Here is a 19,011-nt window from a genome sequence, read left to right on the forward strand (position 1 = left end):
AGTCCAGGCTGCCCCGGCCCTGTTTGGCACACCGAACCAAAGCGCTCATCCAAAAACTTCCAGTCGATCAGCGCCGCCAACCGCACCAGCGGATGGCCCATATCGATGATTTGATCCAGCGCCGGAAGCAGCAGGTCTTTCTGGCGATCGTCCCGCGGTTTGCTCATCGCCCTCTCCAATGCCGATGACCCGCTGTCAGGGAATCACGAATCGCTCCAGAGCAAAATCCCAAAACGCCAGAAAGCCAGGTCCAACACCCAGCTTTCCTGCAAAATCGAATACCTTATCGAGACAAATTCTTTCTATCTTTCAGGCGGATCTGCATTCTTCACGAAGGACTATCTGGGCCATCTGCGTCGCGGGGAACAGCGGATCGTCAGGGCCGAAGCGGAGCTCGTGCGACCAGCGCTTTCCCGAACATGTCCAATGCTGTGCTGCAGCGTCCCGTGCAGTCCATTGTCCTGGCGCACGGCAACGGCGTCCGGATGTGATCGCCGTCACATAACCTCGCTTCGGTCTTTCCTAGTGTCCGCTCACGCAAACACGGGGAGACGCCACATGCGCAAGATCATTCTGGTTGCCGCCATGGTTCTGGCCTCGGCCTCCGCACAGGCTGCTGGTACGCGCAGCTTGACCCTGGCTTCCGCCGAGACGCCCGCAGCTACGAACGCTACTCCTGCGGCAGCACCGGCAGAGACTCCGAAATACGTGGACCGGCCTGCCGCCGTCCCGACCACGCCTGCGGCCGCGACGACGACGCCTGCAACGAACTGCGCGCCCAGCAACGACGCCGCCAAGCCTGCACCGAAGACCACGGCGAAGGCCGACAAGCCCAGGCGCCACCGTGGCTGGACCGAGGGCCGCATCATCGGCGAGCTGCATCGCCACGGGATCTATTGGTAAGCGGCCGCTCGCCTCTCTCAAAATGCAAATGGCCGGGGTGAACCCGGCCATGCGCATTCAGGAGAGGGCTTGGTTCGAGCTTACTGCGAGACCGTCTGCACCACGCTCGAGATCGGACGCGCGCTCGACGTCGGCACTTTCAGGTCCTTGAGCAGCGCTTCGTCATATTCCGGCAGCGTCTGGAAGGTCGTCTTGGCCTTGATCTGCACGACCTTGTAGCCGCCGGCCTTCAGGCGCGCGAGCAGCGTCGGCAGCGCTTCGCCGGTGTGCTTCTGGAAGTCATGCATCAGGATGATGCCCTTGCCGAGCTTGTCGAGCTTGGTCATCACGTTGCTGACGATCTTGTCGGGCGTGCTCTCCTTGCGGAAATCGAATGAGTCGAGATCGGTCGAGAACATCGCGACGTTGCGGGTGCCGAAATAACTCACGATCGCCGGATTGTGCTGGAGCTGCGGGAAGCGGAAGAACGGTGCCGGATTGGTGCCGAGCGCGAACTTGACCGCGCTAAAGCCCTTCTCGACCTCGTCCTTGGCTTGGCTCTCCGTCATCTTCTTGCTGTTGAGATTGACGTGCGACCAGGTGTGCGCGCCGACGGTATGGCCCTGGGCCAGCACCTGGCGCAGGATTTCCGGATGATAAGTCGCGTGCTTGCCGACCGCAAAGAACAGGCCCTTGGTGCATTCGTCGGCGAGCGCCTTCAGCACGGCCGGCGTGTTGTTCGGCCACGGACCGTCGTCGAAGGTCAGCACGACCTCCTTGTCGGTCAGGAAGTCGAACTGCTTGAAGTGCTCGAAGCCGAAGCCGGGGCCGCCGGTGGTGTCGATCTCGACCACGCGGGCGACGCCAAGGGCGTTCGGATTGGCGCAGGTCGATTTCTGCTGAACCGGCATGGCCGGTGCGGGAGCGGACGCCTGAGCGACCGCAAGTGTCGCCGGCTTGCCCGAGAGTGCGGCGGTGACCTCGATGTCATCCCTGGCGGCCAGTTTCGCCGGTGCCGGCAACGGATCGGCGGCACGGGCGGCAATCGTCTTGGGCGCGGCCTGTTCGGCGCGCGAGGAATAAAAGAACCAACCTCCGGCGGCGATCACGACCGCCGCAATTACACTGGCCAGCATCAGGCCCAACGCATTACGCATCGCGCTACTCTTTCCAATTACGCAACCAAACCAGCGGTTTCTTTCCCGCGCCGAGCTATTAATGCGAAGGAAGAGTTAACGTGACACCAACACGACAGCGGTTCCGAAGGAATTTCAGGGAGGTGCGCCAAAGTGACCGATGTCACAGTGGCTGACTGTCCCGTGACCGTCATCACAGTGGAAACGACTTTGCTGGAACATCGTAGCTCCCATCAACAACCGGCCCCGCTTTCCGCGGCGCCAATGGGAGCTTCAAATGACCAAGTCTTTGATGAGCACGTCTCCGAGGAGCAAGATCCGCGACGCCAGCCTGGCTCTGGGCTTTGCCGCCATCGTCTCCATCCTGTTCGCGACAGCCAGCTTCGCGTTCTCGTCCGAGGCGCAGCAGATGTGCACCGGCGACGCCTTCCGCCTGTGCTCGTCGGAAATCCCCAATATTCCGAAGATCACCGCCTGCATGATCAAACACCGCACCGATCTCAGCGCCGGCTGCCGCGCGGTGATGGACAAGGACCTCGCCAAGGGCGCGTCACGCAAGGTCGCTGACGCCCAGGACAACAAGTAACAGCGCACACGACGAATCCGTCGTTTACGTCCTTTAGCTCCATCGCGACGTGCCCCGGCGTGAAAGCCGGGGCCACGCGGCAGCGCCAGCGCGGTCCACCAACAAAGCCGTTGCGGCGGTGGAACCATCGCTTTAGCTTCGCCCGCCTATCGTTCGGGTACGAGGCAATGACGCGATGAGCAGAATTCTTTTGATGATTCCGTTGGCCCTGATCGCATCGAGCGCATCGGCGCAGCAGCAGCCGGGGCACGACGCCTGCGCGCGCGATGTCTCGCGTCACTGCCGCGCCGTGATGAACAATGGCGATTCAGCCGTGCTCGCCTGCCTCAAGCAAAACCGCACGCGCCTCAGCAAGGCCTGCGACAAGGTGCTGACCGAGCACGGGCAGTAGTTTCTCCCCCGTCATTCCGGGGCATCGCGCGGCGATGAACCCGGAATCCATCGAGCCGCATTCGCCTGGAGGAATGGATTCCGGGCTCGCGCCTGACGGCGCGCCCCGGAATGACGAGGGAGAAGGCTTACGTACTGCTTCCCGCCGCGGTCGCGACCACCGGCAGCACTTCGGCGCTTGCGCGGTCCGGCGTCTCTTCCTTCCAGCGCACCGAGCCGAACGGGCGCTCCAGCATGCGGCGGATCCGCACCGGCTCGGGGCCGATGTGGAAGTCGATCGCGCTCTGGTGCAGCGCGCGTTCGGATTGGGTCGAGCGGTTGCGCTGGCGCAAATAATCGAGCCAGGTCGGGCAGTGATAGCGTTCGGTCCACAGCTCCGGATCGGCGATGTCGCGCGCGATCGACCAGCCATAGGCGCCGTTGCGCTGGCGACTGAGCTGCACGTCCTGCATCACATTGTGGAAGGCGCGCGCATTCTCCTGCGCCACGCGATATTCGATCTCGACCACGAGGGGGCCGCTGCGCCCCGTCAGCGACAACCGCACTTCCGGATCGGCCAGCACCTCGGCATCCTCGTTGCGCGCGCCGACGCGCGGCATCGCAAGCCAAAGTCCCAGGAGCGGCGAGATCAGCATCAGGCCAGCCGCGACCAGCAGCGCGACCTCCACGCCGGCGTAGTCGGTGAGGTGACCCCAGCCCCAGGCGCCGATCGCAATGCCGCCCGAAATCGAGGCCTGGAATGCCGCGAGCGATCGTCCTGCGACCCAGCGCGGCGCCGAGAGCTGCACGCCGATATTGAACAGCGCGACGGCGGCCATCCAGACCGCGCCCGCCAGCACCAGCGCGGTCGCGGTCAGCACCGGCTCGCTGCTCAAGGCAAGCGCGGCCATCGCGAACGCCATCGAGATGGTGCAGGCGCGAATCGCGGCCTCGCCGCTCATGCGCTTGCGCAGCTCGTGAATGTTGAGCGCGCCGACGACCGCGCCCATGCCGAAGGCGCCCAGCATGATGCCGTAGGTCTGGGCGCCGCCATGCAGGAGGTCGCGCGCGACCAGCGGCATCAGCGCCATGATGGCGCCGCCGATCAGGCCCATCACCAGCGTGCGCAGCAGCACAATCTTGATCGGCGGCGAATTGGTGATGTAGCGGAAGCCGGAGACCATGGCCCGGTTGAGCTTTTCCCGCGGCAGGCGCGAGGGCTCGGTGGTGCGTCGCCAGAGCAGCAGCACCACCAGAAGGGGCAGATAGAGGATGGCGTTGCAGGCAAAGGCGGCGACCGCGCCGGCCGCGGCGACGATGACGCCGCCGACCGCGGGACCGAAGCTGCGCGCGATGTTGTAGCTGATGCCGTTCAGCGCGACCGCCGACGGCAGCGCATCCGGCGGCACCTGTTCACTGACCGACGACTGCCAGGCCGGACCGAACAGCGCATTGCCGCTGCCGACGACGAAGCAGAAGGCGAGCAGTGTTTCCGGGGTGATCAGCTTGAGCCCGGCCAGGATCGTGAGCGCGGTCGCGCCGATCAGCGCGATCGAGAGCGACACCAGGGTCACGATGCGGCGGTCATACATGTCGGCGATGGCGCCGGCCGGCATCGAGATCAGCATGATCGGCAGCATCAGCGCGGTCTGCACCAGCGCCACCTTGTCGGCCGAGGCCGCCATCTGCGTCATCGCCCAGGCGGCGCCGACGCCCTGGATCAGGAGGCCAAGATTGGAGAGCAGGCTGGCGAGCCAGATGCGCCGGAACACGGTGTACCGCAGCGGTGCGGTGATGCCGTCGGCGGCAATTCTCTGACGTCTCGGCTGCTCGGTCATATCCCCTTCCATTTGGGTTGGCAGAAGTGGTCTTGGCAGTTTCGGCGATTCCAGCGGGTTCAGTGATGCCCGCGAAAGTCCTTCGCTGTCCAGTGCTTAGACGTCTATAAGCGGTGCAAAGGCGTGAGTTCGCCCGAAAGGAACATGATGAAGCTGTCGCGACGGACCATCCTGCAAGGCATCAGTGCCCTGCCCTTCGCGGCTGCGAGCGTCCGGATCGACGCCTTGGCCCAGACCGCGCCCGCGACCTCCGAGGTGCCGCCGATCCTGTTCGTCCATGGCAATGGCGACTACGACGCGCTCTGGATGACCACAATGTGGCGGATGGAATCGAACGGCATTGCGCGCGATCGCCTGCTGGCAATCAATTTCACCGATCCCCTGGCGCGTAGCGACGACAAGGTCGAGCAGGCGGGCCGCTCCTCAACCGCGGACCAGCGCCGCGAGCTCGCCGCTGCCATCGCGGAGCTGAAGCGCCGCACCGGTGCGACTCGCGTGGCGCTGGTCGGCAGCTCGCGTGGCGGCTACGCGATCCGCAACGTCATCAAGAACGGCGGCGCTGATGATGTCAGCCACGCCGTGCTGTGCGGCACGCCCAACCACGGCGTCTTTGCGACCGACGACGCGCTCGGCAGCGAATTCAACGGCCGCGGTGCGTTCCTGCGTGGTCTGAATGAAGGCGAGAGCGAGGTGACGCCGGGCCCGGCCTTCCTCACGCTGCGCAGCGACGGCATGGATAAGTATGCGCAAGCCGATGGCCGCTTCATCGGCAAGCCCGGCATGCCGACCGGCGTCACCACAGAGGGGCCGGAGCTGAAGGGCGCCACCAATCTCGTGCTCGGCGCACTCGATCATCGCGAGGTGGCGTTTCATCCGCGCGCCTTCCGCGAGATCTACAAATTCATCGCGGGGCGTGAGCCCGCGCGCATCGCGGTTCTGCCGGAGCAGAGCGTCAGGCTGAGCGGCCTCGTCACGGGCACGCCCGGCGGCGTGCCGACCAATCGCCCGGTCGCCGGCGCAACGGTCGAGATCTTCCGCGTCGATCCCGAAAACGGCGAGCGCAAGGGCAGCAATGCGGTGCATAGCTCGACAACGGCGGCCGACGGCCGCTGGGGGCCGGTACAGGTCGACCCCTCCTGGTCGCTCGAATTCGTCCTGACTTCGCCGGACGCGCCGACGACGCATATCTACCGCTCGCCGTTCCCGCGCTCGTCCGACGTCGTGCACCTGCGTGCCGCGCGTCCGCTCGGGCCGGCCGACAAGGATGCTGGCGCAGTCGTGATCATGTCCCGCCCGCGCGGCTATTTCGGCCTGCCGCGGGACGTGGTGCTGTTCGACGGCAAGGAGCCGGCCGACGTCAAGCCGGGCGTGCCCACGGATGCGGCAGCAACCCTGCGCCTTCTGCTCGCCGACGTCGGGCGTAACATCGTGGCCGAATTTGGCGAAGAACGGATTGTGGCGCGGGCCTGGCCTGCCGCCGAGAACAGGATTGCGATTGCCGAACTGACTTACTAGCTATTTGGCCACGCGAGACTTCTCAACGAACGATCTGCGGGGAGAGAGCCATGAACATCGCCAGCGTGCGTCGGCCTATCGTCCCCCCAGCCCCGCCGCGCGCGCCGGACGACATGTCGTTCCTGAGCAAGCTCGCGGTGATCCGGCGAAACATGATCGCGACCTGGGGGCAGCGTGCCTATGAGGAAGAGATCATCCCGGGCCGCTTCATCTTCCGCAACAGTTTCATCCTGAACCGCCCGGATGCGATCCGGCATGTTCTGCTCAGCAACTACGAGAACTACACGCGCACGCCGGCGGGCATCCGCATGCTGCGTCCCGTGCTCGGTGACGGTCTTCTGATCGCGGAAGGTCATTCCTGGACGTTTCAGCGCCGCACCCTTGCGCCGGCGTTTACGCCGCGCGCCACCGCCAACCTCGTCCCGCATATGACCGCGGTGCTCGACGAGACCATCGCGATGCTGGATGGGCGCGTGGGCGAAGCTGTCGACCTCCGCGAGGTCATGCAGCGCATGACGCTCGAGATTGCCGGACGCACCATGTTCTCCTTCGGCATGGACCGGCATGGTCCGACCTTGCGCAACTTCATCATGGAATATGCCGAGCGGCTGGGACGGGCGTATTTCCTCGACATGGTGCTGCCGGTGTCCTGGCCGAGCCCGATGGATTTTGCCCGCGCCCGCTTCCGCAAGCGCTGGACCGAATTCGTCGCGATGCTGATCGCCGAACGGCGTGCGGTGGGCAAGAAGGACGGTGCACCGCCGCGCGATCTGTTCGATCTCATGGACGAGGCGCGCGATCCCGAAACCGGCAAGGGCTTTTCCGACGCGCAGCTCGTCGATGAGGTCGCGACCATGATTCTCGCGGGTCACGAGACCACGGCGACCGCGCTGTTCTGGGCGTTGTATCTGCTCGCGCTCGATCCGGAGACGCAGGGGGAAGTTGCCTCCGAGACCCGCGGCGAACACCTCGACAGCATCGCGGACATCGATCGCCAGAAATTCACCCGCGCGGTGATCGAGGAGACGATGCGGCTCTATCCGCCCGCCTTCCTGATTGCGCGGGCGGCCCGCGACAAGGACAATGCGGCGGGCGTCGCGATCGGCAAGGGCGACATCATCATGATCGCGCCGTGGCTGTTGCACCGCCACGAGAAGCTGTGGGATCAGCCGAACGCGTTCATCCCGAAACGCTTCATGTCGGCCGAGGCACCCGACCGCTTCGCTTACTTGCCATTCGGCGCGGGGCCGCGCGTCTGCGTCGGCGCGCCGTTTGCTCAGGCAGAATCCGTGCTGGCGCTGGCGAGGCTCATCGGGGCGTTCCGCGTCGAGCTCGTCGACACCAATCCCGTCATTCCGCTCGGCGTCGTCACGACCCAGCCGGATCACTCACCCATGTTCCGCATCACGCGTCGGTGACAGGCGATTGCCATCGCCGATGGCGTGATACACCCGAGATAGAGCCCCCGCCATGAGCGACACACAGGCGCAGTTTTCCGTTCTGAAGCAGACCGCAGATCCGAAGGTCGTCGACGCGATTGAGCAACTGGTCGCGCAGGGCGGGGATCACGAGCTCAATCGCATCAATGTCATCGACTTCTCGAAGCGACATGATCTCGACGAAGAACGCTCGATCTCGGCTTTCCTGCATTCGGCGCGACTAGGCCTGTTCGATCTCGGCTGGAACGTGCTGTGCCCGGGTTGCGGCGGCGTGCTTGGGGCGCACTCGACCCTGAAGGCGCTCAAGCCCGATGATTATCACTGCGCGCTGTGCGCCTGCGGCTACAAGCCGAACGTCGACGATCAGGTCGAAGTGTCATTCACGGTCAACCCCCGGGTGCGGCGAATTGCTGCCCATGATCCCGACACGCTGCCCGTGTGGGAGTACTACAAGCAGATGTACTGGAGCTCCGGCGTCGATTTCACGGAGGAATCGGTTGCAACGCTGGCGAACGAGGTGACGCTGGAGACACGCGATCTGCCGCGCGGCGAAACAACGACAATCCTGCTGCAGCTTCCCCAGCAGTTCATCATCGTTTTCGAGCCGATCACGCACGCTGCGCTGTTCATCGACGTGCAGGGCGAGCCGGTCAGCGAGCCGCAGGAGCTCTCGATCACCTACACCAACGAACCGGCGCCGACAAAGACGGTCAACCTGCGCCCAGGTCCGCTAAACCTCACGCTCAAGAACCGGGCGAGCACCCGCGCGCTTCCATCGATATTCATCGCGGCCGAGGCGCTCCATCATCTCATCGGCAAGCGCAAGCCGTTCCTCACCGCCAAGCGGATGCTGTCGAACCAGACCTTTCGCGATGTGTTCAAGGCCGACAACCTCAACATCGACCAGCGGCTCCAGATCACCTCGCTGACGTTCCTGTTCACTGATCTGAAGGGCTCGACCGCGCTCTACGAGCGCGTCGGCGATCTCGCCGCCTTCGATCTCGTGCGCGCGCATTTCCACGCATTGCTTGAGATCATCTCTTCGGAGAAGGGCGCGGTGGTGAAGACCATCGGCGATGCCGTGATGGCGACCTTCATTCGTCCCGAGCATGCGATCGTCGCGGGCCTGAGGATGCGCGCGGCCATGGACAAGCTCAACGAGCAGCGCGGCACCACCGATCTGATCGTCAAGATCGGCATCCATGAAGGGCCGTGCCTCGCGGTGATGCTCAACGAGCGGCAGGACTATTTCGGCCAGACCGTCAACATCGCCGCGCGCGTGCAGAGCCTGTCGACCGCGCAGGAGATCCACATCACCGGCCCGGTGCTGGATGCGCCGGCTGTCGCCGAGCTCCTGGAGCAGCGCGCGATCAGGCCGATCCAGAAACAGGCCGCGCTGCGCGGCATCGCCGACAAGATGGTGGTGTACGAGATACCGTGATGTTGTCGTCCGGCGAAGGCCGGGACGACAACAGATTGCAGAAACGTAATGCACACGCCGAACTGACGCACGTTGCGCCGGTTGAGTTTCCTGCTCATATAATGGCTTGTAGAAGCCGCTTCCCGCGGCTTCATCGATTTCGGTGGGACTCATGCTGGACGGCCTGCGCCAATTCATCGCTGAGATTGTTGCTCCCCATGCCCAGGACCGCGCCTTCGGCGACAGCGATTACCGGCTGGCGGCAACCGCGCTGTTGATCCATGTGATCTCGCTGGACGGCCAGCCGACCGAGGCCGAGCAGCGCAAGCTGCATAGCCTGATCGAAAGCCATTTCGGGCTGGATCACGGCACCGCGGACCGCCTGATCGCGGACGCGACCCAGGTCGAGGGCGAAGCCGTCGATCTCTACCATTTCACCAGCGTCATCATGCGTTCGGTCGACGAAGACGGACGCAAGCGCATCGTCCAGATGATGTGGGAGCTGGTCTATGCCGACGGCCAGGTGACCGAGTTCGAGGACAACGTCGTCTGGCGCGCGTCCGACCTGCTCGGCGTGTCGCAGCGCGACCGCATCGACCTGAAGCACGCCATCGCCAATCGCGCAGGTGGTCAGGTGAAGGATGGCGTCGTCGACGCCTGAGCCGGTTCGTCCCGCCGCTCGCTCCGGTGGTGATCACGACATGACGAAACTTTAATGTATCGGCGGACCGCCCTCGCCGCAGAAAACGCCTGCAAATCAGCGGGTTTTTCCGCTTTGCCTATCATTCGTGCAACGCGCCATGCCGCCGGGCAGCTTGCGTCGCGCACAGGGCCCATGCTCTCGTTTCGGCGTTGTCGTTAGCATTTTCCCGCCGTCAAGAGATTTGGATCGTGACCGAGCGCGTGACGCTGATTACCGGTGCTTCGGCCGGCATAGGTACGGAACTGGCGCGCGTGTTCGCCGCGAACGGACACCGCCTGGTGTTGACGGCGCGCAGGGCCGATCGCCTCGAGGCACTGGCGAACGAGCTCTCGGCCAAGAGCGGCAAGAAGCCGATCATTGTCCCCTGCGATCTCGAAGCGGCCGATGCCGGCGAGAAGATCGCGGCAGCGCTCGCGGCCGAAGGCGTCGAGCTCGATCACCTCGTCAACAATGCAGGCTTTGGCGTGTTCGGCGATGCGATTGAGTGTGATCGCGCCGAGCAGCTCGGCATCGTCGACGTGAACATCCGCGCGTTGACCGATCTGTCGCTGCGCTTTGCCGACCAGCTCGTCAAGAATAAGGGCGGCATTCTCAATGTCGGCTCGATCGCCGGTTTCCTGCCCGGCCCCGGCATGGCCGTGTACTACGCATCCAAGGCCTATGTGATCTCCTTCACCGAGGCCTTGCGATCCGAACTCGGCAAGCGCGGTGTTCGCGTCACCGTCCTGTGCCCGGGTCCGGTGCCGACGGAGTTTCAAGCGCGCGCGGGCTTTGCTCCGGGATTTGATTCCGTGATCCTCAACGTCTCGGCTGCCGATGTTGCGCAGGCCGCCTATCGCGGTCTGATGGCCGATAAACGGGCGGTCCTGCCCGGGCTCGGCATCAAGATCGTGCCGTTCCTGCTGCGCCTGTTTCCGCGCGGCTTCATCCTGGCCGCGGTCGGCCGGTTTCAGACGCGCAAGCGCTAGGATACGGGCGCGGCAGCCCGTATTGGCCCGGGGCTTGCTTCATGAACCCCGTGTGCGCGAACTCACACGAAATTAACGATCGCTTAGCTATGCTGGCGGTCTGAATCGATAGCACCCGCAGAGGCAATGTCGTTCCGGACGGACAGGTTTGGTGGCGCAGAGGTGGTGCCCTTCCCGCGAAGGGCGCCCGGCGCGGCCGCCTCCGATCGCGAGAGCCGTCTGCCGGTTCTGATCGTCCTGCACCAGGAATCCTCCACCCCCGGCCGTGTCGGCAACGCCTTGCGCGCGCTCGGCCATCGCCTCGACATCCGCCGGCCGCGCTTCGGCGATCCCTTGCCCGAAACGCTCGAGAAGCATGCCGGTGCCGTGGTCTTCGGCGGGCCGATGAGCGCCAATGATTCCGACGACTACATTCGCCGCGAGATCGACTGGATCGAAATTCCGCTCCGCGAACAGCGCCCGTTCCTCGGCATCTGCCTCGGCGCGCAGATGCTCGCGATGCAGCTCGGTGCCCGCGTCGCGCCGCATCCCGACGCGCTGACGCAGATCGGCTATTACCCGATCCGCCCGACCGCGGCAGGACGAGCGGTTTGCCCGGATTGGCCGGGGAAGGTCTATCACTGGCATCGCGAGGGTTTTGAGCTGCCTGTCGGCGCCGAACTGCTCGCCGAAGGCGATGATTTTCCGGTGCAGGCGTTTCGGACCGGCAATGCCGTCGGCGTCCAGTTTCATCCTGATGTGACCTACGCGATGATGCATTGCTGGACCACGCGCGGCTATGACGGTCTGAGCGCGCCCGGCGCGCGGCAGCGGCATCATCATTTCGCGGATCGCGCCGTCTATGACGTCGCGGAGCGCGCCTGGCTCGATCATTTCATCGAGGGCTGGCTGGTGCGCCGGCCGATGCTGGCACAAGCGGCCGAGTGATCGCGCGCCGCGCCTTGTCCTTGCCTCATCGCTGGATGTGCTAGGCTTGCTCCCAATGAGCACGCGCATACGCGTGCGGATAAAAGGGAGAGCGCCGTGGCCTATGAACACATTCTCTATGAGGTGAGCGACAAGGTCGCGACCATCACGCTCAATCGCCCCGATCGCATGAATGCGTGGACGCCGATCATGGAGCGCGATGTGCGCCACGCGATAGAAGCGTCAGCCGCTGACGAGAATGTCCGCGTCATCGTGCTGACCGGCGCGGGCCGCGCCTTCTGCGCCGGTGCCGACATGGATGCGCTGAAAGGCCTCGATCCCGATGACGTCAGGCGCGCATCGAACCTGCCGCCCTTCGACATGAACCGTCGCCCGGACTGGCAGACGCGCTATGGCTTCTATCCGTCGATCGGAAAACCCGTCATCGCGATGCTCAATGGCGCCACCGCCGGCATCGGGCTCGTGCACGCGCTCTATTGCGACCTGCGCTTTGCCGCCGACAACACCGTATTCACCACCGCCTTCGCGCGGCGCGGGCTTATCGCCGAGCATGGAATCTCCTGGATGCTGCCGCGCATCGTCGGCCATGCCAATGCAATGGATCTGTTGCTGTCGGCCCGTCGCGTTGCAAGCGACGAGGCGCTGCGGATCGGGCTGGTCAACCGGCTCTGCCCGCCCGAGAAGCTGCGCGAGGAGACCTTTGCCTACGCCCGCGATCTCGCCGATTTCGTCTCGCCGAGTGCCATGGCCGTGATCAAGCGGCAGCTCTACGAGGCGCCGTTCCAGACGCTGGCCGAAGCCACGATCGAGGCCAACCGGGAGATGCTGATCGCGCTGGGCGGCAGCGATTTCAGGGAGGGCGTGGCGAGCTTCATGGAGAAGCGGCCGCCAAGGTTTACGGGGAGGTAGGGCTGAATTTGGGGACTTCGGTCCGTCTTCGCCCTTTGGGCTTCGCCTGACACCGCGCTTCGCCGTTCAGGCTCCGGCGTGGCTGCGCCACGCGTAGCCCGAAGGGCGAAGCGTGGTGGAGCCAGGCGGGATCGAACCGCCGACCTCGTCATTGCGAACGACGCGCTCTCCCAGCTGAGCTATGGCCCCGTCGCGGGCCGCTCTGGTAAACGCGGCCGACAACCGGGCGCCATTTAAGTCCCCGCCAAGGTCAAGTCAAGGACGGGCGTAACCCGGTTTTAGCCTTATCCGGGCCCGGACTTCCCTTGTTTGAGCCGGGGGGAACCGATATCTAGCAAAAGGCGTCACATCCCCACCGGAACCAGAGTTTCCCCAGCCATGCGTGCCGTTCTCGACATCGTCATCATCGTGCTCGACCTCTACGTCTGGCTGCTGATCATCTCCGCGATCCTGTCGTGGTTGATCGCCTTCAACGTCGTGAACACCCGCAATCAGTTCGTCTCGGCCGTGGCGGAGTTCCTGTACCGGATCACCGAGCCGGTGCTGGCGCCGATTCGCAACTTCATGCCCAATCTCGGTGGCATCGACATCTCGCCGATCATCCTGATTCTGATCATCATGTTCATCGAACGGGTGATCATGTACTACATCTACCCGAACGTGCTCTAACGCGGCGCGGGCGGAGCCTTGGTCGCAAGCGAGCCCTGGCGCATCTCCGCCTCGGGCATCAGCATCGCTTTGCGGGTGACACCGCGCGGCGGCCGCGACGGCATCGACGGGATCGAGCAGCTTTCCGACGGCCGCAGCGTGCTCAAGGTGCGCGTGCGTGCCATTGCCGATGGCGGCGAGGCCAATCGGGCGGTATTGGCACTGCTGGCGAAATCGCTCGGCGTGCCCAAGGCCAGCGTGAAGCTCCTGTCCGGAGCAACGTCGCGCTTGAAGCAGATCGGGGTCGATGGCGATCCGGAGCGGCTCGGCGACACGCTGCGGCAGCTCGCCTCGGCCAAACCCAAGACCTAAAGGACGAGACCTAAGGAACCGACATGACGGCCAAGATCATCGATGGGAAAGTCATTGCCGCGGAGCTTCGCGGCCGCGTCGCCGACGAGGTCGCCCGCGTCAAGCGCGAGCACAATCTGGTGCCGGGGCTTGCGGTGGTGCTGGTCGGCAATGACCCGGCGAGCGAGGTCTATGTCCGCTCCAAGCACACCCAGACCCAGGCCGCGGGCATGGCCTCGTTCGAGCACAAGCTGCCGGCCGATGTGTCGCAGGCCGACCTGCTGGCGCTGGTCGCAAAGCTCAACCGCGAGCCCGCCGTGCACGGCATTCTGGTGCAGCTGCCGCTGCCGAAGGGCCTCAACACCGAGGCCGTCATCAATGCCATCGATCCCGCCAAGGACGTCGACGGGCTGCATCCGAACAATGCCGGCCGGCTCGCCGGCGGATTCGAGGCGCTGTCGCCCTGCACGCCGCTCGGCTGCATCATCCTGACCAAAAGCGTGCACGCCTCGCTCGAAGGCATGAACGCCATCGTCATCGGTCGTTCCAACCTGGTCGGCCGTCCGCTGGTGCAATTGCTGCTGAACGAGAACGCCACGGTGACGATCGCGCATTCGCGCTCGCGCGACCTGCCCGGGCTCGTGAAGCGCGCCGACCTCGTCTACGCCGCGGTGGGCAAGCCCGAGATGGTGCGCGGCGACTGGCTGAAGCCGGGCGCGACCGTGATCGACGTCGGAATCAACCGCATTCCGAAGGATGACGGCAAGACCCGCCTCGTCGGTGACGTCGCCTATCAGGAAGCACTTGGGGTTGCCGGCGCGATCACGCCGGTGCCGGGCGGGGTCGGCCAGATGACGGTGGCCTGTCTCCTGGTGAATACGCTGCGCGCCGCCTGTGCGATCGCAGGCCTGCCGAAACCGGCGGTGTAGGATTTCTTCACCTCGCCCAGCTTGCGGGGAGAGGTCGGCGCGAAGCGCCGGGTGAGGTGGACTCTCCGCGAGTCTCTTTGTCACCGAAGTTGCGGAGGCAGCCCCTCATCCCAACCCTCTCCCCGCAAGCGGGGCGAGGGAGCAGAGCCGGGTCCGGGACACAGAGCTCAGGCCTTCTTTTTCTTCTCGCGATCCATGCCTTCGAGGATCAGCTTGTGCGCGTCCTCCGGGCCGCCCCAGCGCAGGATCTTCACCCACTTGCCCTTCTCGAGATCCTTGTAGTGCTCGAAGAAGTGCTGGATCTGCTGCAGCGTGATGTCCGGCAGGTCGCTGTACGACTTCACCTTGTCGTAGCGCTGCGTCAGTTTTGACGATGGCACCGCCAGAATCTTCTCGTCGCCGCCGGCTTCGTCCTCCATGAACAGCACGCCGACCGGGCGCACGCTCATCACGGCGCCGGGGATGATGGCGCGGGTGTTGACGATCAGGACGTCGCAGGGGTCGCCGTCGTCGGACAGCGTGTGCGGGATGAAGCCGTAGTTACCGGGGTAACGCATCGGCGTGTAGAGGAAGCGGTCGACGACCAGCGTGCCGGCCTCCTTGTCCATCTCGTATTTGATCGGTTCACCGCCCACAGGCACTTCGATGATGACGTTGACTTCGTGTGGGGTGTTGGTCCCGATCGAGACCGCATCGATACGCATTCAAGGCTCCGTTGTTGCCGAGGTGAAATCGCGCCCGGCAGCGATTTTGGCATTGTCATACGCGGGCTGGGCCCGCCTATCCATCGAACTTTTGTGAAATTATGAATCCAGCGACCACCGGCTCAAAAGGCAACGGTATCGACGGAGGGAATCGCTGCCGGCTGACGTTTCAGCAGCTCAATTGGTCCAAGCGAAGGCGACCTTGTCGAGCGATTTCGGCCCGAACCGCTCCGAGGAGCGCGCCACCATGCGGCCACCCAGCGCCCGGTAAAACTCCGTCGCCGGATCGTTGTCGGAGAGCGCCCACACCACCATGCTCTTCAAATTGCTCTGCATCAGGTCGCGGCGGGCGGCGGCGAACAGGCGCCGGCCGAAGCCGAGGCCCTGGAATTCGGGACGCAGATAGAGTTCGTAGATCTCGCCGTCGAAATGCAGGCTACGGGCGCGGTTGCGACCGTAGTTGGCGTAGCCGGCGATCTTGTCGCCGAATACCAGCACGCTGACGCGGCTGCCCTTGCGGATCGCGCTGTCCCACCATTGCGGACCGCGGCGGTTGATCAGCTTTTCCAGCTCTGCGCCGGGAATGATGCCCTGATAGGCCGAGCGCCAGGCTTCGTCATGGGTGGACGCCACCGCAGTCGCATCTGCAGCTTTGGCCGGCCGGACCTCGATCAGGGTTGTGCTCATGGACACGATCAAACCAAGTCGCCGCGCCGGCGGCAAGACCTATCGTTAATTATGGGTTAACCTGTGGACTTTCTGCATCAGTATTTTGACCATGTTGTACCGAAAGAGGACAAGACGGCGCTTTGACCGGCAATGGCTTGTCGTACGTCGGTGCAAAACTGCGTTGCGGCAGCGAATGGACGGCAGGAGCTACGCAGAAAGTCCGCCCAGAATGATTCGTTCCTACTAGTCTGGCCTTCGCGATCCCTCTCGCTTCCAGCGATTCATGCGGTTTTCTTACGCGCTTGCCCTTCTGCCCGTACTGGCCGCGCTCATCGCGCCGCCGCTGCGCGCGCAAGTCGCGTTGGGTCCCTCTGGCGAGGAAGGCGAGCCGTTTCGGCGGCAGCAATGGCGCGTGCCATCGCCGGGCAGTGAGGTTGCGTCACATGCCCTGCTCTTTCGTCCCGCAGGCGACGGGCCGTTTCGGCTCGCCGTCATCGCCCATGCCTCGACGCAGAACGTGCTGCGTCGCGCGCAAATGCCGCAACCGGAATACCGCGCGCTCGTTGCGTTTCTCACTGTGCGCGGCTTTGCCGTGCTTGTGCCGGAACGGCTCGGCCATGGCGCGACCGGCGGCCGCTATGTCGAGGACCAGGGCGGCTGTGACGAGGCCGATTATGTGCATTCAGGCCGCATCACCGCGGACGAGATTTCGTTCGCTCTGGAATTCCTGCGGAAGCAGGATTTCGTCCGCAAGGACGGTGCTGTCGTGATCGGCCATTCCGCCGGCGGATGGGGCGCGCTGGCGCTCGCCAATGCCGATCCGAAGACCATTTCCGCGATCATCGTATCTGCGCCCGGCCGCGGCGGCCACGCCAATGACGTCCCGGACAAAGTTTGCGCGCCAGATGCGCTGAAGCTCGCGGCGGGTGAATTCGGCAAGGCCGCACGCGTGCCTGTGACGTGGTTCGTGGCGGCGAACGATACATATTTTTCGCCGGCCTTCGCGGGGCAATTGGCCGATGCGTTTCGCAGCGCCGGTGGCAAAGTGGATTTCCAGGCGGTGCCGGCCATTGGCAGCGAAGGCCACTGGATGATCGAGACGGAGGCGGGCGTCAAAGCCGCGGGCAAGGCGCTCGAACGTGCGCTGAACCTGCCAAGGCCGGTTGCGACCAAGAAGCCATGACACTGTATTTCCTGATCAAATATCTGCATGTGCTCGGCGCCATCGTCATTCTCGGCACTGGAGCCGGCATCGCCTTCTTCATGCTGATGGCGCATCGCACGCAGGACGCGGAATTCATTGCGCGCACCGCGTCGGTGGTGGTGATCGCGGACGCGATCTTCACGTTCTCGGCCGTGATCATGCAGCCGGTCAGCGGCGGTCTCCTGATGATGCTCTCCGCCACGTCGATCACGGAGCGCTGGCTACTCGCCGCGCTCGCGCTCTATGTCGTGGCCGGTCTGTTCTGGATCCCCGTCGTGCTCATGCAGATCGAGATGCGCGATCTCGCGCGCAAGGCCGCCGACCAGCGCACCGCCCTCCCACCGCGCTATTTTGTGCTGTTCCGCCGCTGGTTCGCGTTCGGCTTTCCCGGCTTCGGCGCGACCATGCTGATCCTCTGGCTGATGATCGCAAAGCCGTTTTGAGGGACGCGATGAGTAAGGCCAACGTTCTCCTGCTCGGCGCTTCCGGCCTGATCGGCCGCTTCGTCACCGATGATCTCCGGGCGCGAGGCTTTCGCGTGATCGGTCTCGCGCGGAGCCTGTCGCCAGCGCAGAAGATGAGCCCGCTGGACATCGAACTGCCGATCCTCTTCCTCGATGCGGCCGCGCTGACGCATCTCTTGAACGAGCACGCGGCCGACGTCGTCGTGAACTGCCTTGGCGTGCTCCAGGACGGCGCTGGTAGCGACACCAATGCCGTGCATCGCGATTTCGTCGCGCGCCTGCTTGAGGCGATCGGCGATAGCGGCCGTGCGATCCGCCTCGTGCACGTCTCGATCCCCGGGACGGCTGAGGCCGATCGCACCGCGTTCGCAACGACCAAGCGCGAGGCCGAGCGGGTGATCGCGGCCTCCGGCATCGTCCATGCGATCCTGCGGCCTGGCTTCGTGGTCGCACCGTCAGCCTATGGCGGCAGCGCCCTGCTGCGGGCGCTCGCCGCGTTTCCGATTGATCTGCCGGACAAGGAGATGGCGACGCCGTTCCGGCCCGTCGCAGTCGAGGATATTGCCGCCACCATCGCCTGGCTTGCCGCGCGCGATATCGATGATGCGTCGGTGAAGGCCGTGAGCTGGGACCTGATGCAATCAGAGCCGGTCACGATGGCCGGCGTCATCAAGCAGTTTCGCGTTGCGTTCGGCACGGCCGGCTGGCCGCATGTTGCGATGCCGTCGTTTGCACTCGAACTCGGGGGGAAACTAGGCGATGTCGCCAATTATCTTGGCTGGATGCCGCCAATGCGTTCGACGGCCATCACTGAGTTGCGCCGCGGTGTCAGCGGTGATCCCTCGGCGTGGATCGCCGCGACCGGAATTGCGCCGAAAACGCTGACGGATGCGATCGGCCGGCATCCGGCCACCATCCAGGACAAATGGTTCGCGCGGCTGTTTCTGGTCAAGGCGCTGATCATCGGGAGCCTGGTGGCGTTCTGGGTCGTCTCCGGCTTCATCGCGTTGTTCGTCTCCTACCGCGCCGCCGCCGGCATCCTGACGGCGCACAACTTCCCATCGGCGCTGGTCGATCCTATCACGATCGGCACGAGCCTGATGGATATGAGCATCGGCGGGCTGATCGCCTTGCGCCGTACGTCGGCCTTCGGCCTCGTCGCAGGTATCATCGCCTCGCTCGGTTACATGGTCGGCTCTGCGATCCTCGCGCCCGATCTCTGGATCGAGCCACTCGGCGCGCTCGTGAAGACCGGACCTGCCATCGTGTTGATGCTGGTGGCGCTCATGATGTTGGATAACCGATAGCGTTTTCGAGCGAAGTGGTCGCCGGTTCGCGCGAAGAAAACGC

General features: G+C 64.5%; 20 protein-coding genes, 1 tRNA gene and 1 pseudogene. 16 read left to right on the forward strand and 6 right to left on the reverse strand.

The features are described 5' to 3' along the window. A pseudogene (locus K289_RS50900) lies at positions 1-167 on the reverse strand (IS5/IS1182 family transposase); the annotation flags it as partial. Between the two features lie 391 nt (positions 168-558). On the opposite strand from K289_RS50900, the gene K289_RS0132800 reads away from it, so the two are divergent. Next, positions 559-903: a hypothetical protein gene (locus tag K289_RS0132800; RefSeq protein ID WP_027555326.1), complete on the forward strand. Its 345-nt coding sequence runs from the start codon at positions 559-561 to the stop codon at positions 901-903. An 80-nt stretch (positions 904-983) separates the two neighbouring features. Here the strand turns inward: K289_RS0132800 and K289_RS0132805 are convergent, their stop codons facing one another. After that, positions 984-2,039, reverse strand: a complete 1,056-nt coding sequence (locus K289_RS0132805; RefSeq protein ID WP_027555327.1) for a polysaccharide deacetylase family protein — start codon at positions 2,037-2,039, stop codon at positions 984-986. A 256-nt stretch (positions 2,040-2,295) separates the two neighbouring features. Here K289_RS0132805 and K289_RS0132810 point away from each other — a divergent pair, with 256 nt between their 5' ends. Together K289_RS0132810 and K289_RS0132815 are read left to right on the forward strand one after the other, a co-directional pair. After that, a complete protein-coding gene (locus K289_RS0132810) occupies positions 2,296-2,604 on the forward strand; it encodes a hypothetical protein (RefSeq protein ID WP_027555328.1) in 309 nt (102 codons plus the stop codon). Between the two features lie 175 nt (positions 2,605-2,779). After that, positions 2,780-2,995 carry a hypothetical protein gene (locus tag K289_RS0132815; RefSeq protein ID WP_027555329.1) on the forward strand — a complete coding sequence of 72 codons (216 nt, stop codon included), beginning with the start codon at positions 2,780-2,782 and terminating at the stop codon, positions 2,993-2,995. A gap of 127 nt (positions 2,996-3,122) precedes the next feature. Here K289_RS0132815 and K289_RS0132820 read toward each other — a convergent pair whose 3' ends face one another. Continuing rightward, complete coding sequence (locus tag K289_RS0132820) at positions 3,123-4,811, reverse strand: MFS transporter (protein ID WP_027555330.1); 1,689 nt, start codon at positions 4,809-4,811, stop codon at positions 3,123-3,125. A gap of 147 nt (positions 4,812-4,958) precedes the next feature. On the opposite strand from K289_RS0132820, the gene K289_RS0132825 reads away from it, so the two are divergent. The 7 genes from K289_RS0132825 to K289_RS0132855 all read left to right on the forward strand — a co-directional run bounded on the left by K289_RS0132825 (position 4,959) and on the right by K289_RS0132855 (position 12,692). Continuing rightward, positions 4,959-6,326 carry a hydrolase gene (locus K289_RS0132825; protein ID WP_027555331.1) on the forward strand — a complete coding sequence of 456 codons (1,368 nt, stop codon included), beginning with the start codon at positions 4,959-4,961 and terminating at the stop codon, positions 6,324-6,326. A 50-nt stretch (positions 6,327-6,376) separates the two neighbouring features. Continuing rightward, positions 6,377-7,744, forward strand: a complete 1,368-nt coding sequence (locus tag K289_RS0132830) for a cytochrome P450 (protein ID WP_027555332.1) — start codon at positions 6,377-6,379, stop codon at positions 7,742-7,744. Positions 7,745-7,796: 52 nt separating this feature from the next. Beyond that, entirely contained in the window at positions 7,797-9,206 is a 1,410-nt protein-coding gene (locus K289_RS0132835; protein ID WP_027555333.1) for an adenylate/guanylate cyclase domain-containing protein, read from the forward strand. 151 nt (positions 9,207-9,357) lie between these two features. Continuing rightward, the gene (locus K289_RS0132840) at positions 9,358-9,846 is read left to right on the forward strand and encodes a TerB family tellurite resistance protein (protein ID WP_027555334.1); all 489 of its coding nucleotides are present in this window, start codon (positions 9,358-9,360) and stop codon (positions 9,844-9,846) included. A gap of 230 nt (positions 9,847-10,076) precedes the next feature. Beyond that, entirely contained in the window at positions 10,077-10,856 is a 780-nt protein-coding gene (locus tag K289_RS0132845) for an SDR family oxidoreductase (protein WP_027555335.1), read from the forward strand. 126 nt (positions 10,857-10,982) lie between these two features. After that, entirely contained in the window at positions 10,983-11,783 is an 801-nt protein-coding gene (locus K289_RS0132850) for a glutamine amidotransferase (RefSeq protein ID WP_027555336.1), read from the forward strand. A gap of 96 nt (positions 11,784-11,879) precedes the next feature. Next, entirely contained in the window at positions 11,880-12,692 is an 813-nt protein-coding gene (locus tag K289_RS0132855; protein ID WP_027555337.1) for an enoyl-CoA hydratase, read from the forward strand. Positions 12,693-12,805: 113 nt separating this feature from the next. Here the strand turns inward: K289_RS0132855 and K289_RS0132860 are convergent. Then, a tRNA-Ala gene (locus tag K289_RS0132860) sits at positions 12,806-12,881 on the reverse strand. A gap of 189 nt (positions 12,882-13,070) precedes the next feature. Here K289_RS0132860 and K289_RS0132865 point away from each other — a divergent pair. Genes K289_RS0132865 through folD form a run of 3 tightly spaced genes read left to right on the forward strand, consistent with a single transcriptional unit; the run spans position 13,071 to position 14,620 of the window. Next, complete coding sequence (locus tag K289_RS0132865) at positions 13,071-13,361, forward strand: YggT family protein (protein WP_027555338.1); 291 nt, start codon at positions 13,071-13,073, stop codon at positions 13,359-13,361. An 18-nt stretch (positions 13,362-13,379) separates the two neighbouring features. After that, positions 13,380-13,712: a DUF167 domain-containing protein gene (locus K289_RS0132870; RefSeq protein ID WP_027555339.1), complete on the forward strand. Its 333-nt coding sequence runs from the start codon at positions 13,380-13,382 to the stop codon at positions 13,710-13,712. A gap of 23 nt (positions 13,713-13,735) precedes the next feature. Continuing rightward, positions 13,736-14,620, forward strand: a complete 885-nt coding sequence (gene folD, locus K289_RS0132875) for a bifunctional methylenetetrahydrofolate dehydrogenase/methenyltetrahydrofolate cyclohydrolase FolD (protein ID WP_027555340.1) — start codon at positions 13,736-13,738, stop codon at positions 14,618-14,620. A gap of 167 nt (positions 14,621-14,787) precedes the next feature. Here folD and ppa read toward each other — a convergent pair whose 3' ends face one another. Together ppa and K289_RS0132885 are read right to left on the reverse strand one after the other, a co-directional pair. Beyond that, positions 14,788-15,324, reverse strand: coding sequence for an inorganic diphosphatase (ppa, locus tag K289_RS0132880; protein WP_027555341.1), 537 nt, complete (start codon positions 15,322-15,324; stop codon positions 14,788-14,790). Positions 15,325-15,501: 177 nt separating this feature from the next. Continuing rightward, positions 15,502-16,011 carry a GNAT family N-acetyltransferase gene (locus K289_RS0132885; protein ID WP_027555342.1) on the reverse strand — a complete coding sequence of 170 codons (510 nt, stop codon included), beginning with the start codon at positions 16,009-16,011 and terminating at the stop codon, positions 15,502-15,504. A gap of 265 nt (positions 16,012-16,276) precedes the next feature. Between K289_RS0132885 and K289_RS0132890 the strand changes: the two genes are divergently transcribed. The 3 genes from K289_RS0132890 to K289_RS0132900 are packed head-to-tail and all read left to right on the forward strand — an operon-like array spanning position 16,277 to position 18,968. Then, positions 16,277-17,176 (forward strand): S9 family peptidase, encoded by a 900-nt coding sequence (locus tag K289_RS0132890; RefSeq protein ID WP_027555343.1) that lies wholly within the window; start codon positions 16,277-16,279, stop codon positions 17,174-17,176. Beyond that, entirely contained in the window at positions 17,173-17,640 is a 468-nt protein-coding gene (locus K289_RS0132895) for a DUF2269 domain-containing protein (protein WP_027555344.1), read from the forward strand. The genes K289_RS0132890 and K289_RS0132895 overlap by 4 nt, the downstream gene beginning before the upstream one ends. Before the next feature lie 8 nt (positions 17,641-17,648). Then, positions 17,649-18,968, forward strand: coding sequence for an SDR family oxidoreductase (locus K289_RS0132900; protein ID WP_027555345.1), 1,320 nt, complete (start codon positions 17,649-17,651; stop codon positions 18,966-18,968). Positions 18,969-19,011 lie beyond the last annotated feature (43 nt).

Origin of the sequence: Bradyrhizobium sp. Cp5.3, from assembly GCF_000426265.1 — a bacterium.
In the GTDB taxonomy this organism is placed as follows: domain Bacteria; phylum Pseudomonadota; class Alphaproteobacteria; order Rhizobiales; family Xanthobacteraceae; genus Bradyrhizobium; species Bradyrhizobium neotropicale.

What these genes read in the sequence shown, in the direction of transcription:
- K289_RS0132800 (WP_027555326.1), top strand. Translation starts at nt 559, where the DNA reads ATGCGCAAGATCATTCTGGTTGCCGCCATGGTTCTGGCCTCGGCCTCC.
- K289_RS0132805 (WP_027555327.1), bottom strand. Translation starts at nt 2,039, where the DNA reads ATGCGTAATGCGTTGGGCCTGATGCTGGCCAGTGTAATTGCGGCGGTC.
- K289_RS0132810 (WP_027555328.1), top strand. Translation starts at nt 2,296, where the DNA reads ATGACCAAGTCTTTGATGAGCACGTCTCCGAGGAGCAAGATCCGCGAC.
- K289_RS0132815 (WP_027555329.1), top strand. Translation starts at nt 2,780, where the DNA reads ATGAGCAGAATTCTTTTGATGATTCCGTTGGCCCTGATCGCATCGAGC.
- K289_RS0132820 (WP_027555330.1), bottom strand. Translation starts at nt 4,811, where the DNA reads ATGACCGAGCAGCCGAGACGTCAGAGAATTGCCGCCGACGGCATCACC.
- K289_RS0132825 (WP_027555331.1), top strand. Translation starts at nt 4,959, where the DNA reads ATGAAGCTGTCGCGACGGACCATCCTGCAAGGCATCAGTGCCCTGCCC.
- K289_RS0132830 (WP_027555332.1), top strand. Translation starts at nt 6,377, where the DNA reads ATGAACATCGCCAGCGTGCGTCGGCCTATCGTCCCCCCAGCCCCGCCG.
- K289_RS0132835 (WP_027555333.1), top strand. Translation starts at nt 7,797, where the DNA reads ATGAGCGACACACAGGCGCAGTTTTCCGTTCTGAAGCAGACCGCAGAT.
- K289_RS0132840 (WP_027555334.1), top strand. Translation starts at nt 9,358, where the DNA reads ATGCTGGACGGCCTGCGCCAATTCATCGCTGAGATTGTTGCTCCCCAT.
- K289_RS0132850 (WP_027555336.1), top strand. Translation starts at nt 10,983, where the DNA reads ATGTCGTTCCGGACGGACAGGTTTGGTGGCGCAGAGGTGGTGCCCTTC.
- K289_RS0132865 (WP_027555338.1), top strand. Translation starts at nt 13,071, where the DNA reads ATGCGTGCCGTTCTCGACATCGTCATCATCGTGCTCGACCTCTACGTC.
- folD (WP_027555340.1), top strand. Translation starts at nt 13,736, where the DNA reads ATGACGGCCAAGATCATCGATGGGAAAGTCATTGCCGCGGAGCTTCGC.
- ppa (WP_027555341.1), bottom strand. Translation starts at nt 15,324, where the DNA reads ATGCGTATCGATGCGGTCTCGATCGGGACCAACACCCCACACGAAGTC.
- K289_RS0132885 (WP_027555342.1), bottom strand. Translation starts at nt 16,011, where the DNA reads ATGAGCACAACCCTGATCGAGGTCCGGCCGGCCAAAGCTGCAGATGCG.
- K289_RS0132890 (WP_027555343.1), top strand. Translation starts at nt 16,277, where the DNA reads ATGCGGTTTTCTTACGCGCTTGCCCTTCTGCCCGTACTGGCCGCGCTC.
- K289_RS0132895 (WP_027555344.1), top strand. Translation starts at nt 17,173, where the DNA reads ATGACACTGTATTTCCTGATCAAATATCTGCATGTGCTCGGCGCCATC.
- K289_RS0132900 (WP_027555345.1), top strand. Translation starts at nt 17,649, where the DNA reads ATGAGTAAGGCCAACGTTCTCCTGCTCGGCGCTTCCGGCCTGATCGGC.